Raw genomic sequence first — 14137 nt, 5'->3', positions numbered from 1 at the left:
TGTCAGGGGGCCGCCGGGTCCTGCGGCCCCCTTCCCGAGAGCACCTCCCCGTAGGCCTGCATGAGGTCCGGCAACCGCAACGTGGCCAGATCGTCCCGCGTCAACGCCCCGGGATACACCGACAGGCGCAGATCACGGTACGCGCAGCTCTTCTCGTACAGCGTCCGCAGGAACCGACCGTTGCCCAGCTCGTCGATCCATCCCTGGTCCACCACGTGCCCGGCGATGGAGCGCAGCTCGTCGAGCGCCTCCTCGTCCCACACGTCGCCGTTCTCCGCCGCGAGCACCTCACCGATCGAGGTGAGCTCCAGCGGCCGGTACGAGGGGAAGTCCACGCGGGTCGTGAACCGCGAGGACAGCCCCGGGTTGGCGGTCAGCAGGCGGTCCATGCCCTCCGGATAGCCGGCGAGGATGACGACGAGGTGGTCGCGGTTGTCCTCGGCCCGCTTCAGCAGCACCTGGAGCGCCTCGTCGCCGTAGGCGTCGCCCTTGCCGTACCCGGAGTTCGACAGGGAGTACGCCTCGTCGACGAAGAGGACGCCGCCGAGCGCGGAGTCGATGAGCTCGTTGGCCTTCACGGCGGTCTGGCCGAGGTACTCGCCGACCAGGTCGGCCCGCTGCGCCTCCACGAGGTGGTCGCCGCCGAGCAGGCCGAGGGCGTAGAAGACACGGCCCAGGATGCGGGCCACGGTGGTCTTGCCGGTGCCGGAGGGGCCGGAGAAGACGAAGTGGCGCTTGGGCGGCTGGACCGGCAGGCCCTGGCCGGCCCGCAGCCGCGCCATGTTGAGCTGCGCGGACAAGGCCTTGACCTGCCGTTTCACCGGCTCCAGTCCCACCATGCGCTCCAGCTCCGCGAGCGCCTCCTCGAGTAAGGCCGGGTCGGTGGGCCCGGTGGGCAGGGAGGGGTGCGGCCCGTCGGTCTTCTCGCGCACCGCAGGGCCGGTCAGCGAGGACAGCGGGGCGCCGGGCGGGGGCTCGGGGACGGAGAGCTTGAGGTCGCGCTCCTCGGTGCCGAAGAGGGGGTCGAGTCCGTCGGCGCAGTCCAGCCCGTCCGGTCCCAGGCCGGCCTGGGCGAGGCCGGTGAGGTCGCCGGCGTCGTCGTAGTCGTCCCCCTCGGCGATCGCCGCCAGCCGGGCCGAGGTGTCCATGAAGGCCGGGTCGACGCGGTGCACGGCCCGGTACAGCGGGAGTGCCGCGGCGCTGCGGCCCGTCCCCTCGTGGGCCCGCGCCAGCCAGTAGCGCAGCTCCTTGCGCTGCGGCTGCTCGCTGCGGCAGCGCATGAGGGCCGCCGACAGCAGCGGCTCGGCCTGTCCGTACATCTCCAGGCGCACCCGGGCCATGCCGCTGAACAGGCCGGCCTCGATACCCAGCAGGGGATCGCCGAGCAGCGGGTCGGTGTGCCGGACGAGCTGTTCCCAGTCCTTGACGAGATAGGCGCGACAGGCGTGCAGGAAGCGGACCTGGGGGTCGGCGTCCACGGGCGGCAGCCCGGCCAGGGCCCGGTCCAGCTCCGGGACGTGGCGGCCGTCCAGCCAGTGGGAGGCGTGCGCCAGCAGCAGGTCGCGGGGGTGTTCCAGCACGGGCTGCACCCACCAGCCCAGCCAGTACCAGGAGTTGAGCGTGCGGCGGTGGCGGGCACGCTGCTCGCCGAAGCGCTCCCGGTGCCGGAACATCCTGAGCAGGGCGTTCGTGGTGTCGACGCGCAGCGCGTGCAGTCCCAGCCAGCCGTCGGCCATCGCGGGATCGATGCGCACCGCGGTCCGGAACTCCTCCTCGGCCTGCGGATAGGCCCCCATGGTGTAGGCGTCCACGCCGCGCAGCCAGGCGAGGTCGGCCGGGGCCTGGGGGCCCCGCGTGCCGAAGTCCATCCCGTCCCCCACGTACCGTGCCCCCGTCGGTATGCCGACGAGCCGTCGCCCGCCGACCGCCTCGGCCAACGGGTGTACCGCGGACCGGAGTTGCAAGGTGCGCGCGGCAACCGCCCGTAGGTCGCACCGGGGGCATCGTACCTGCGGCGGACTGTCCTCCGAAGGGTGCCGGGGCAGGCCGTTGCGCGAGGCGGGGGCGGACGGGGCGCACACGGCGCAGTGACTGAGGGTGAGCGGATCGCGCCGCGCAGCAGCCGGAAAACGCGCTCAGGGCAGAACGAAGCCCCCGATCACGGGGGAACAATCGGGGGCTTCGCGTCTGCCGGCGGCACCGAATGGCCGCACATCTAGAACGTAAGACCTGTACGGCCCCTGGGTCAAGCGCAGTTGAGGCACTCTGGCAGGTTGCCACCGAGCGATCTTCACGAGTTCAGCACATTGCGGAGGGTCCGTCACCCTGTGTGAGGAAGTGAGCCTCGGAGGCGGTTCCCGCGGGACCCGGCAGCATCTCGTACCCCTTCTGACCCTGGCGCACCAGAAGATGCGCGAAGGGGCGCGAAGGGTCATCGGCGAAGTGCCGGCGCTCCGCCGGGATCCACCCGTCCCAGAACGTCCGCTGCTCCGCACCGTCGCGCGCCCTGCCGCGCGCCCACGCCTCCTCGCGCGGCAGCTCCATCCAGATCAGCCGGGCCAGGCGGGGGCGGAGAGCCTCGCGGCCCGCGCCGACGCCCTCGACCAGGATCACCGGGGCGGGCGGCAGCGGGCGGGGCGCTCCGAAACGGCGGGCCCGCCAGTCGTAGGGGGTGTAGTGCGCGGTGTCACCGCGCTCCAGGGGTTCGATCACCTGGCTCAGCAGCCGCCCGGTCCAGTCGAACAGCTCGTCGTGACTGGCGATGTCGTCGAGGCGCAGCACGGGGGCGCCGCCCAGCTCGGCGGCCAACCGCCCGGCGAACGTGGACTTCCCGGACCCGGCGTGCCCGTCGACGCCGATCAGACGCACGGGTCCGCAGGAGGGCGGGAGCCGGCGGAGCAGGGCTGCGAGGGTGTGGATGGCGGGTCCTGTGTTGTACGAGGGGACGGTCGACGTTCCCCGCACTCTAACCGCGCCACGCCCGGGCCCTGCGGGCCAGGCCCGGGCCCTGCGGGCCAGGCCCGGGCCCTGCGGGCCAGGCCCGGGCCCTGCGGGCCAGGCCCCGGGCCCTGCGGGCCAGGCCCGGGCCCTGCGGGCCACGTTCGGGTCCCTGTGCGTTTCGTCGGTCCCCGCGGCCCGCCTGGCCACGGGCCACCGACGGGCCGGGGCCACGAGTCGTTCGGGTGGGGTCCTCGGGCGCCTCGGCCCGGTCCACCGGCCCCAAAGGGCGCGGACCGGGCCCACGGGCCGGCCGGGCGGGGTCCGATGGCCACCGCCGGGCGGGCCCAATGCCGCCGGTTCATCTCCATGGGCCGCCCAGACCGTCGCCCGGGCCGCCCTCGGGCCACCTGGACCGTCGTCCGGGCCGCCCTCGGGCCACCTGGACCCCGTCCAGTGGCCGCCGCTGGACGACGCCCGTGGGCCCCCGGGCCACGACCATGGGCCGTGAGGCCACGACCACGGGCCCCCGGGCCACGACCACGGGCCACGACCACGGGCCGTCGGGCCAAGCCACGCCTCGCCGGGGCCAGGGCCGGGCCCATGCCTGGTCCGGCCGGGCCGACGCCTCGCCCGGGCGGGAGCAACGGGACCGCCCGGGGCGGATCCACGGGGCATCGCCGGGCAGGGCCTTCAGGCCCGCCCCCTGACACGCGCCCCGCCCCGCCACTGGTCGACACCAATATTCGTGGCGTGGCGTGCGCAGAAGTGCTGGCAGGACCGGGCGCCTGCGGCCATAGTTGGCGCACAACCGTGCAACGGACCCGCCCGACTCGGACACTGGGGGTCTTCCACCCATGAGCAGAGCCGAACAGCCGTCCCGCAGAACCGTCCTGGCCGCAGCCGTCGCTGCCGCCGTGGCGGGCAGCGCGGTCCCGGCCACCGCCGAAGCCTCGCCCGCCGCGGACGGGGGCCCGGCGGACCGCGAGCGCACTCCCGCCCGGCAGGTCGACTACCGGGCCTGGACCACGTTCCGCGACTGGCGGCGCGGGACCGCGGCAGGGACCCGCCCGGTCGCGGGCGCCCGGCCCGGTGTGGTGATCGGCGCACCGGCCGGCACCGTCGACTACACCGACCCGCACACCGGCAGGACCGCCACCTGGGAGTACGCGACCTGGACCTCGCCCGTCCACCGGCTCGCCGTGCCCTCGACGGAGGTCATCGCCTCCTGGAACGCGCACACCCCGAGCGGCACCTGGCTCCAGGTCGAGCTCAAGGGCGGGTACTCCGACGGCACGGACACGCCCTGGTACGTGATGGGCCGCTGGGCGGCCGGCGACCAGGACATCAAGCGGACCTCGGTCGACGACCAGGGCGACGGCAAGAGCAGCGTCTGGACGGACACCTTCGCCGTCGACGACGCCTCCACGGGGCTGCGCCTGGCCTCCTACCGGCTCAGGCTCACCCTCTACCGCCGCCCCGGCACGAGGACGACGCCCACGGTATGGCGGCTCGGCGCCATGGGCTCGGACGTCCCCGACCGCTTCACCGTCCCTGCCTCCGCCCCCGGCCTCGCCCAGGAGCTGCGCGTCCCGCGGTACTCGCAGGAGATCCACAAGGGCCAGTACCCCGAGTACGACAACGGCGGCGAGGCCTGGTGCAGCCCCACCTCCTCGCAGATGATCATCGAGTACTGGGGCGGCCGGCTCACCGACGAGCAGCTCGCCTGGGTCGACCCGTCCTACGCCGACCCGCAGGTCTGCCACGCGGCCCGGTACACGTACGACCACCAGTACGCCGGCTGCGGCAACTGGCCCTTCAACGCCGCCTACGCGGCCACGTTCAAGGGCCTCCAGGGCGTCGTCACCCGCCTGGGCTCCCTCACCGACCTGGAGACGCTGATCGCGGCCGGCATCCCGGCCATAACGTCCCAGTCCTTCCTGAAGGAGGAGCTGACCGGAGCCGGTTACGGCACGTCGGGCCACCTCATGACCGTCATCGGCTTCACCGCCGACGGCGACGTGATCGCCAACGACCCCGCCTCGGACGACAACGAGGCCGTGCGCCGCGTCTACAAGCGGCGCGAGTGGGAGAACATCTGGCTGCGCACCAAGCGGTACAACGCCAGTGGCAAAGTCGTCTCCGGCACCGGCGGCGTCTGCTACCTGTACTTCCCGGCGCACCCGACCCCGCGCCAGCGCAAGGCTCTCGCCGCGGTGGGCGTGGTCTGACCGCACCGCGACGACGGCCCCCGGCACCGCGACGACGGCCTCCTGCGCCGCTCGGCCGGTTCCGGGGGCCGCTCGCTGTGACCAACGTCTCCGCCGCACATGCCGCCCACGGTGGCAAGGTGGACAGGGCCACCTCGGGGATCGCCCTCGACGGGAGGCGGGGGGAGTCCACCGAACTCCGAGATCAGCGAGTAGCCATGACCGCACACACCGCCACAGCCACCCGTGTCCGTACCGGCGGACCCAAGGACGACGGCCCGAAGGTCCTCGAGCACGTCATGGGCTGGACCCTCGTCGTGGTACTCGCGATGCTCGTGGTCCAGCTGGGTCTGCTGTGACGTGATCCGGGTGTGACCTGTCCCACGATTCGACCTGCCATACTGCGGAAGTCCCGCCGCCCGCAGGAAACCAGGGTCGAAATTGAACATCAGTCAACAACGTGCCGACGCCCGTCCAAGGGCGCGCGGCACCGAGCGCTCGCTGGCACGTCGGGCCGAACTCATCGCCATCGGGCGCAAGTTGTTCGCCGACACGTCCTACGACGCGCTCTCGATGGACGACATCGCCCGCCAGGCACATGTCGCCAAAGGGCTGATCTACTACTACTTCCAGTCCAAGCGGGGCTACTACCTGGCGATCATCCAGGACTCCGTCGCCGACCTGGTCACCACCGCGGCGGGCGGTACCGAACTGCCGCAGGTGGACCGCGTCCACCGCACCATCGACGGCTACCTGCGCTACGCCGAGCACCACCAGGCCGCCTACCGCACCATCGTCAGCGGCGGCGTCGGCTTCGACGCCGAGGTGCACGCGGTCCGGGACGGGGTGCGCGAGGCGATCGTCGTCACCATCGCCGAAGGGGCGTACGGCCGCTCCGACGTCGGACCGGTGGCCCGCATGGGCCTGCTCTCCTGGGTGTGCGGCGTCGAGGGTGCCACCCTGGACTGGATCGGCCGCCCCGGGCTGTCCCGCGAGACCATGCGCGACCTGCTGGTCAAGTCGCTCGGCGGCACCCTTCGCGCCATCGAGGAGCTGGATCCCGCCTGCCCGGCCCCGGCCCCCGCCCGCCGGGACGCCTGACGCGCGCAGCGGAGGGGCGCAGACCCGAGCCGGCCTCCGCCCCTCCGCCCCCCGTGGGTCAGGTCAGTCGATCGCCTTGATCAGCTCGCCGTTCGCGGTGTCACCGCTCAGCTCCCAGAAGAAGGTGCCGCCCAGCCCTTGCTGGTCCTTGTACGCCATCTTGGTCGCGATGGTCTGCGGCGTGTCGTAACTCCACCAGTCGTTGCCGCACTTGGCGTACGCCGTGCCGGCCACGGTGCCGGTCGCCGGGCAGGTGGCCTTCAGTACCTTGTAGTCCTCGATGCCGTTCTCGTACGTCCCCTTCGCGGGGCCGGTCGCGGTGCCGCCCGGTGCGGCCTGGGTGACGCCGGTCCAGCCGCGGCCGTAGAAGCCGATGCCCAGCAGCAGCTTCGAGGGCGGGATGCCCAGGCCCTTGAGCTTCGCGATGGTCGCCGAGGAGTGGTAGTCGGCCTTCGGGATACCGGAGTACGAGGTCAGCGGCGAGTGCGGAGCGGTCGGCCCGGCGGCGTCCCAGGCGCCGAAGAAGTCGTACGTCATTGGGTTGTACCAGTCGACGTACTGGGCCGCTCCCGCGTAGTCGGCCGCGTCGATCTTGCCTCCGGGCGTGGCGTCGGCCGTGATCGCGGCGGTGACCAGGTTGTCGGAGCCGAACTCGGCGCGCAGGGCGCTCATCAGCTTCGGCAACGCGTCCCGGCCGCTGGTGTCGCAGCTCAGCCCGCAGGAGTTGGGGTACTCCCAGTCGATGTCGATGCCGTCGAAGACCTCGGCCCACTTGGAGTTCTCGACCAGGTCGTAGCAGGACCGGGCGAAGGCGGCGGGGTTCTTCGCGGCCTCCGCGAAGCCACCGGACCAGGTCCAACCGCCGAAGGACCAGAGGACCTTGAGGCCGGGGTGCTTCTTCTTCAGCTTGAGCAGCTGGTTGAAGTTGCCCCGCAGCGGCTGGTCCCAGGTGTCGGCGACCCCGTCGACGGAGTCGGCCGCCGTGTACGCCCGGTCGGTCGCCGCGTAGGCGTCGCCCATGGCGCACTTGCCGCCGGTGACGTTGCCGAACGCGTAGTTGATGTGGGTCAGTTCGGCGCCGGAGCCGGACGTCTCGATGTTCTTGACGTGGTACTTCCGGTCGTAGGTGCCCCATTCGGTGAAGTAGCCGACGACCTTGGAGCCGGCGGCGGCCTGGGGAGCGGGCGCCGTGGGGGTGGCCGCGGCGGTGGCCGTGCCCGCGCCGGCCAGCAGCCCCGCGCCGAGGGCGGCGGAGCACAGGGCGGCGAGGAGTGCCCGGGCGGGGGTCCGCCCGCGCGAGCGGGGCCGGGCGTGGGGGAGGTGCGGGACGTGCATCGGGTGTCTCCTCGTGGGGGGAAGAGGGAACGCTCGCCGATTGGCATGAACGCGGTAATGCGTTCGGTCCGTCACCGTAGGAGGACTAGACCAGTGTGGTCAATGGTTCGGACCATTTTCGGGCCGGAGTGCCGGGTCCGGGGCTCGGGAACCGGTCGGAGCATTTCTTGAAGTAAGCGGTCGTTAACTGGTGACTCCATGCCTCCGATCGGGCATACTCACAGCGCACAGCCGCTGGTCAGCCGCTTCCGCGACCCGGGAGTGCGAGCATCGGCCTGGCCCGAACGACCCGGCGGAACCGCCTCCACCCAAGGCGCACGTCCGCCGTTGCGCCCGACAGGGAGGAGAGCGTCGCCATGCCCGACCGCGCCCCGCAGCCGGTGGACCGGCAACTGCCCACGGACGAGGCACGGGATCTGATCTCGCTCGTCCGCGACATCGCGCAGCGTGAGATCGCCCCGAACGCGGCCGAGGAGGAGGACGCCGGACGCTTCCCGCGCCAGGTCTTCGCCCTGCTCTCCGAGTCCGGCCTGCTCGGCCTGCCCTACGACGCCGACTACGGCGGCGGTGAGCAGCCCTACGAGGTCTATCTCCAGGTCCTCGAGGAGCTGGCCGCGGCCCGGCTCACGGTCGGCCTCGGCGTCAGCGTGCACACCCTCGCCTCCTACGCGCTCGCCGCCTACGGCACCAAGGAACAGCAGATCGAGCACCTGCCCGCGATGCTCGGCGGGGGCCTGCTCGGTGCCTACTGCCTCTCCGAACCCGCCTCGGGCTCGGACGCCGCCTCGCTGCGCACCAGAGCCGTGCGCGCGGGCGACGACTGGGTGATCACCGGCACCAAGGCGTGGATCACGCACGGCGGCGTCGCCGACTTCTACACCGTCATGGCGCGCACGGGCGAGGAGGGGCCACGGGGCATCACCGCCTTCCTGGTCCCCGCCGACGCCGAAGGGCTGAGCGCCGCGGTGCCGGAGAAGAAGATGGGGCTGAAGGGCTCGCCCACCGCCCAGATCCACCTCGACGGCGTGCGGGTGTCCGACGCCCGACGCCTCGGCGACGAGGGACAGGGCTTCGCGATCGCCCTGTCCGCGCTCGACTCGGGACGGCTCGGCATCGCCGCCTGCGCGATCGGTGTGGCCCAGGCGGCGCTGGACGAGGCGGTGTCCTACGCCGTGGAGCGGCGGCAGTTCGGCAAGCCGATCGCCGACTTCCAGGGACTGCGCTTCATGCTCGCCGACATGGCCACCCAGATCGAGGCCGGCCGTGCCCTGTACCTGACCGCGGCACGGTTGCGCGACGCCGGACTGCCCTTCGCCAAGCAGGCCGCCATGGCCAAGCTGCACTGCACCGACACGGCGATGCGGGTCACCACCGACGCCGTACAGGTCCTCGGCGGGTACGGCTACACCGCCGACTTCCCGGCCGAACGCTACATGCGCGAGGCGAAGGTGCTGCAGATCGTCGAGGGCACCAATCAGATCCAGCGGATGGTCATCGCCCGTCACCTCGCGGGTCCCGAGGGACGCTGAAGCCACCGGTGACGTTCCAGTCACCGGTGACGGTGAAGTCGCCGGTCGCGCTGAACCCGCCGGCGACGCGGAGGTCGCCGGTGGTGAAGAAGTCCCCCAGCCCGCGCGGGGGCGCCGCCAGGCGCACCCATTCCGGGTCGTCCCGTCCCGGCAGGGTGCGGCCGCGGTCGGCCCAGGTCCGCATCAGCTCACGGTAGATCGGCGGGTCCGGGGGCTGCGGGGCCGGCGGAACCGGTCCCGCGGGCACCGGGACGAACGCGCGGCGCCGAGGCCCGGTCGCCGAGTACGTGGGGGTCATGCACGGGCAACGCGGCAGAGTGCGGACAGGTCACCGGCCCGCGGAATCGAGAGTGAGTTCGCGGGTGTCCGCCGCCGAGTCGTCGGCGCCGCACGGTGCCTGACGCGCCGTCGTCCCCCACGGTCCTCCGGCCCCCGCGACCTTCTCCGGGGAGCGCTCCCACCTGCTTCACGGCCGTCCACGGATCGCGAAGCAGGTGGGTCGTCGCGGGTGAGCGACGGTCGCCCCCGGACAGTGACCGCCCGGGTGGCACACGTGGGCTCAGGCCGCCTCGCGCCGCATCGTCGGCACGCGCATCGGGCGCGAGCCCGGACCGCCGACGTGGGAGAAGGGCTGGGTCCGCCAGTCGAGGCCCTGGGGGAGCGTCAACAGCAGGGCGGTGTCCTGCTCGTGGGGCTGGAACGACTCGTCCGCCGGGCGGGCGTCGGTGGCCCTGCGGCCGGTGCCCGCACACGCCGTGAGGCCGAACGGGTTCCACGGTGAGGCGCACAGCGCGTGCTGCGGCAGCACCTCCTCGTCCGCCAGCAGGGCGATGGGCTGCGCACAGTCCGGGCAGATCACCCGGTACATCTCGAACGTGTCGTAGGTGTCGAGCTCCTCCTCGTCGAGGGCGTCGGGTTCGACGCCCTCCGGAACGGGCTCGACGACCGGCTGCTGCCGCTTGGGCGTGGTACGTCCAGGGCGCTTAAGACTCTGCATGGGATTCTCCCCCTCGGGCTGGGCCGTGAAGGCACTGCGGCCTCGACCACAGCAAGCACTTCCCGTCCCCCCTACGGGGTAATCACGAGAACATCACGGAGAACGGCCGGGAGGTGTGGTCTTCGTCACACACCCCCTACAAGTGCCCTCTGCGACGGGTTCGTGCCCCGCCCGTCCGCCGGCCGACCGGCCGTCACATCACGAACAGGGCATGACCTGGGCCGCTCAGGTATCGGAGGAGATCAAGCGCACTGTAGGTTCTTGCGCCATGGAGGAGCTGGACCGACAGATCGTGCAGCTGCTCGTCAGGGACGGGCGGATGAGCTACACAGACCTGGGCAAGGCCACGGGCCTGTCCACGTCGGCCGTGCACCAGCGGGTGCGGCGGCTGGAGCAGCGTGGCGTCATCCGCGGGTACGCCGCGGTCGTCGACCCGGAGGCCGTCGGGCTGCCGATGACCGCGTTCATCTCCGTCAAACCGTTCGACCCCAGCGCCCCCGACGACATCGCGGAGCGCCTGGCCGGGGTCCCCGAGATCGAGGCCTGCCACAGCGTCGCGGGCGACGAGAACTACATCCTCAAGGTGCGCGTGGCCACCCCGCACGAGCTGGAGGAACTGCTCGCCCGCGTCCGCTCCCTCGCGGGCGTCTCGACCCGGACCACCGTGGTGCTGTCCACGCCCTACGAGGCCCGGCCGCCCCGCGTCTGACCGCCGCCGCGGGCCGCGAGCGCCGGCCCGGCCGCCGGCGGACGCCCGCAGCCGTTCGCGGTCAGGAGTGCGCGCACCCCCGCACGGCGCCGACCTGCGTGCCGGCCGGTCCGCGCGAGGGGCGAGACTGGTGCCATGAGTGAGTCCACCACCCCGTCCACGACCGTCCTGCTGCGCCGCGGCGAGGTCCACAGTCCCGCCGACCCCTTCGCGACGGCGATGGTCGTCGAACGCGGCCAGGTCGCCTGGGTCGGCTCCGAGGGCGCCGCCGACGCCTTCGCGGACGGCGTGGACGAGGTGATCGACCTGGACGGCGCCCTGGTCACCCCGGCGTTCACCGACGCACATGTGCACACCACCGCCACCGGCTTCGCCCTCACCGGCCTCGACCTCTCCGGCGCTCCCACCCGTGAGGCGGCCCTCGCCCTCGTACGGGACTTCGCGGCGGCCCGCCCGGGCGACCGCGTCCTCCTCGGGCACGGCTGGGACGCCTCCCGCTGGCCCGACGGCCTGCCCCCGACGCGCGCGGAGCTGGACGAGGCGACCGGCGGCCGCCCGCTCTACCTCAGTCGTATCGACGTCCACTCGGCCGTCGTCACCACCGCCCTGCTCGACCTGATCCCCGGGGCCGGCGACCGCGCGGACGGTCCGCTCACGGCCGACGCCCACCACGCCGTACGCGCGGCCGCCCTGGGGGCCGTGGCCCCCGCCCAGCGCACGGAGGCCCAGCGTGCGGCCCTCGCGCACGCCGCCTCGCTCGGTATCGGCACCGTTCACGAATGCGCAGGGCCGGAGATCTCCTCGGAGGACGACCTCACCGGCCTGCTGCGGCTGTCGGCCGCAGAGGCCGGACCCCGGGTGATCGGCTACTGGGCCGAACAGGATGTCGACAAGGCGAGGGAGCTGGGCGCTGTCGGTGCCGCCGGTGACCTCTTCGTCGACGGCGCCCTCGGCTCCCACACGGCCTGCCTGCACGAGCCGTACGCCGACGCCGGTCACCAGGGCATCGCCTACCTGGACGCCGCCGCCGTCGCCGCCCACGTGGTCGCCTGCACCGAGGCCGGACTCCAGGCGGGCTTCCACGCCATCGGCGACGCCGCCGTGACCGCCGTCGTGGAGGGCGTGCGCGCCGCCGCCGAGAAGCTCGGCCTCGCGCGCGTCCGCGCCGCCCGCCACCGCGTCGAGCACGCCGAGATGCTCACGCCCGAGACCGTCGCGGCCTTCGCCGAGCTGGGCCTGACCGCCTCCGTCCAGCCCGCCTTCGACGCCCTGTGGGGCGGCGAGGACGGCCTCTACGCCGCCCGCCTGGGCGCCGGACGGGCCCGCACGCTCAACCCCTACGCCGCCCTGCTGCGCGCCGGTGTCCCGCTCGCCTTCGGCTCCGACAGCCCGGTCACGCCCCTCGATCCGTGGGGCACCGTCCGGGCCGCCGCGTTCCACCGCACGCCGGAGCACCGCGTCTCCGTGCGTGCGGCGTTCACTGCGCACACGCGCGGTGGCTGGCGGGCGGTGGGACGCGACGACGCGGGCGTCCTGGTGCCGGGCGCCCCCGCCGACTACGCGGTCTGGCGTACCGGTGAACTGGTGGTCCAGGCTCCCGACGACCGGGTCGCACGCTGGTCGACCGACCCGCGTTCCGGCACCCCGGGCCTGCCCGACCTCACCCCGGGCCGGGATCTGCCCGTCTGCCTGCGCACCGTCGTCGGCGGCCGGACCGTCTTCGTACGGCCGGGCGAGTGATCTCGGCGGCCGACGGGGCGATGATCTTCTCCCGGGTACGACCTGCGGCGCCTCCCCGCTGACCTGGGCATTGGCGCGGAAGTCGCAGGTCGCACGACTGTTGACAGGCGACGGCGGGGGGCCGGTAGGTTCGGCGGAGTCCACCACCGGACGTCCGACCGGGGAATCCTTCGCGCACGCGTCGCGGCACCGCTGGGTCAGGGACGGTGTGCCGCACCGGGGCACCGTCGCTGGGAGCCAGGCTCAGCGCTCGCGCCGCGACGAGGGAACGTTCCCGCCGGTCGGGAGGTGTGACCCGGGTGGGGCCCGGGCGCTCAGTAGACAACGGCTTTCGGTCGATCCGCAGCCAGCGGGTCCCAGGTCGGCCCGAAGGGCGCCGGGCCCCCATCCGCAGCGGAAACGGTCCTGAACGGGCATCCCTACCCCGCTCCCCGGGAAACGACACCGCCGTACGCACGTCCTGTCACGTCGGCGCAGGCCGCGGCCATTAAGGTGGTGCTCTGCGTACGGACATGAAGGGGCAGCGGTGAACGACGGCGACGGGACGCCCGCGGCAGCGGGACGGGGGAGGCGGTTCGATCCCCTGGGTACGGCCTTGGTGATCATCCCGACCTACAACGAGGCGGAGAACATCAAGGCGATCGTCACGCGCGTGCGCGAGGCGGTCCCCGAGGCGCACGTCCTCGTGGCCGACGACAACAGCCCCGACGGCACGGGCAAGCTCGCCGACGAACTGGCCGCCGGGGACGACCACGTCCAGGTCCTGCACCGCAGGGGCAAGGAGGGCCTCGGCGCCGCCTACCTCGCGGGTTTCCGCTGGGGCCTGGAGCACGGCTACGGCGTGCTGATCGAGATGGACGCCGACGGCTCCCACCAGCCCGAGGAACTGCCCCGCCTGCTCACCGCCCTCAAGGGCGCCGACCTGGTGCTCGGTTCCCGCTGGGTGCCCGGCGGGCGGGTGGTGAACTGGCCCAAGTCCCGCGAGTTCATCTCCCGGGGCGGCAGCATGTACTCGCGCCTCGCACTCGACCTGCCGCTGCGCGACATCACCGGCGGCTACCGCGCCTTCCGCCGCGAGACCCTGGAGGGCCTCGGCCTGGACGAGGTCTCCTCGCAGGGCTACTGCTTCCAGGTCGACCTGGCCCGCCGGGCGATCAAGGCCGGTTACCACGTCGTCGAGGTGCCCATCACCTTCGTCGAGCGCGAGCACGGCGACTCCAAGATGAGCCGCGACATCCTCGTGGAGGCCCTCTGGCGGGTCACCACGTGGGGCGTGGGGGAGCGGGTCGGCAAGGTCCTGGGGCGCGACCGGCAGCCGGGCAGGGCGGCCGGTGAGCCGATCGGCGGGGCGTCCGGCGAAGCGGCGAAGGAGCCGGCCGGATCGGCGACGGAGCCGGCCGGGAAGGACGTTTCGGAGGCGGCCGGGAAGGACGTCCCGGAGTCGGCCGGGGGGCTCGCCTCCGAGTCGGCCGGGAAGGCGGCGTCCGGGTCGTCGGGGAAGGCGGCGTCCGGGTCGTCGGGGAAGGGTGCGCCGGAGCCCGCCGAGAAGCGGAGCGAGGCGGCCGAGGAGCCTGCTGCC

The 14137-nt window shown here is 73.1% G+C and carries 11 protein-coding genes and 1 pseudogene; 7 read left to right on the top strand and 5 right to left on the bottom strand.

Annotated features, from left to right (window positions below):
• Window positions 1-2 precede the first annotated feature (2 nt).
• On the bottom strand, window positions 3-1868 hold the full coding sequence (locus SAM23877_RS06870) for an AAA family ATPase (RefSeq protein ID WP_053127933.1): 1866 nt from the start codon (window positions 1866-1868) through the stop codon (window positions 3-5).
• A gap of 430 nt (window positions 1869-2298) precedes the next feature.
• Window positions 2299-2868: a uridine kinase family protein gene (locus SAM23877_RS06865; RefSeq protein ID WP_425314750.1), complete on the bottom strand. Its 570-nt coding sequence runs from the start codon at window positions 2866-2868 to the stop codon at window positions 2299-2301.
• Between the two features lie 926 nt (window positions 2869-3794).
• On the opposite strand from SAM23877_RS06865, the gene SAM23877_RS06860 reads away from it, so the two are divergent.
• The 3 genes from SAM23877_RS06860 (at window position 3795) to SAM23877_RS06855 (ending at window position 6248) form a co-directional block, all read left to right on the top strand.
• Window positions 3795-5168: a peptidase C39 family protein gene (locus SAM23877_RS06860; protein ID WP_053127931.1), complete on the top strand. Its 1374-nt coding sequence runs from the start codon at window positions 3795-3797 to the stop codon at window positions 5166-5168.
• Window positions 5169-5365: 197 nt separating this feature from the next.
• Entirely contained in the window at window positions 5366-5506 is a 141-nt protein-coding gene (locus SAM23877_RS38905; protein WP_107291852.1) for an SCO1431 family membrane protein, read from the top strand.
• A gap of 82 nt (window positions 5507-5588) precedes the next feature.
• The gene (locus tag SAM23877_RS06855) at window positions 5589-6248 is read left to right on the top strand and encodes a TetR/AcrR family transcriptional regulator (protein ID WP_053127929.1); all 660 of its coding nucleotides are present in this window, start codon (window positions 5589-5591) and stop codon (window positions 6246-6248) included.
• Between the two features lie 63 nt (window positions 6249-6311).
• Here SAM23877_RS06855 and SAM23877_RS06850 read toward each other — a convergent pair whose 3' ends face one another.
• Window positions 6312-7583: a glycoside hydrolase family 18 protein gene (locus SAM23877_RS06850; protein ID WP_053127927.1), complete on the bottom strand. Its 1272-nt coding sequence runs from the start codon at window positions 7581-7583 to the stop codon at window positions 6312-6314.
• A 356-nt stretch (window positions 7584-7939) separates the two neighbouring features.
• Here SAM23877_RS06850 and SAM23877_RS06845 point away from each other — a divergent pair, with 356 nt between their 5' ends.
• A complete protein-coding gene (locus SAM23877_RS06845) occupies window positions 7940-9112 on the top strand; it encodes an acyl-CoA dehydrogenase family protein (RefSeq protein WP_053127925.1) in 1173 nt (390 codons plus the stop codon).
• Here SAM23877_RS06845 and SAM23877_RS06840 read toward each other — a convergent pair.
• Both SAM23877_RS06840 and SAM23877_RS06835 read right to left on the bottom strand, forming a co-directional pair.
• Window positions 9075-9296, bottom strand: a complete 222-nt coding sequence (locus tag SAM23877_RS06840) for a hypothetical protein (RefSeq protein ID WP_235614525.1) — start codon at window positions 9294-9296, stop codon at window positions 9075-9077. The genes SAM23877_RS06845 and SAM23877_RS06840 overlap by 38 nt on opposite strands.
• A gap of 375 nt (window positions 9297-9671) precedes the next feature.
• The gene (locus SAM23877_RS06835) at window positions 9672-10109 is read right to left on the bottom strand and encodes a hypothetical protein (RefSeq protein WP_053127921.1); all 438 of its coding nucleotides are present in this window, start codon (window positions 10107-10109) and stop codon (window positions 9672-9674) included.
• A gap of 268 nt (window positions 10110-10377) precedes the next feature.
• On the opposite strand from SAM23877_RS06835, the gene SAM23877_RS06830 reads away from it, so the two are divergent.
• The 3 genes and pseudogenes from SAM23877_RS06830 to SAM23877_RS06820 form a co-directional block, all read left to right on the top strand.
• Window positions 10378-10818 carry an Lrp/AsnC family transcriptional regulator gene (locus SAM23877_RS06830; RefSeq protein ID WP_053127919.1) on the top strand — a complete coding sequence of 147 codons (441 nt, stop codon included), beginning with the start codon at window positions 10378-10380 and terminating at the stop codon, window positions 10816-10818.
• 135 nt (window positions 10819-10953) lie between these two features.
• Window positions 10954-12558, top strand: a complete 1605-nt coding sequence (locus SAM23877_RS06825; RefSeq protein ID WP_053127917.1) for an amidohydrolase — start codon at window positions 10954-10956, stop codon at window positions 12556-12558.
• 526 nt (window positions 12559-13084) lie between these two features.
• Window positions 13085-13882 (top strand): annotated as a pseudogene (locus SAM23877_RS06820) (polyprenol monophosphomannose synthase); the annotation flags it as partial.
• Between the last annotated feature and the right edge of the window lie 255 nt (window positions 13883-14137).

Source organism: Streptomyces ambofaciens ATCC 23877, from assembly GCF_001267885.1.
Lineage (GTDB): Bacteria > Actinomycetota > Actinomycetes > Streptomycetales > Streptomycetaceae > Streptomyces > Streptomyces ambofaciens.
This window is presented reverse-complemented; position numbering and strand designations above follow the sequence as displayed.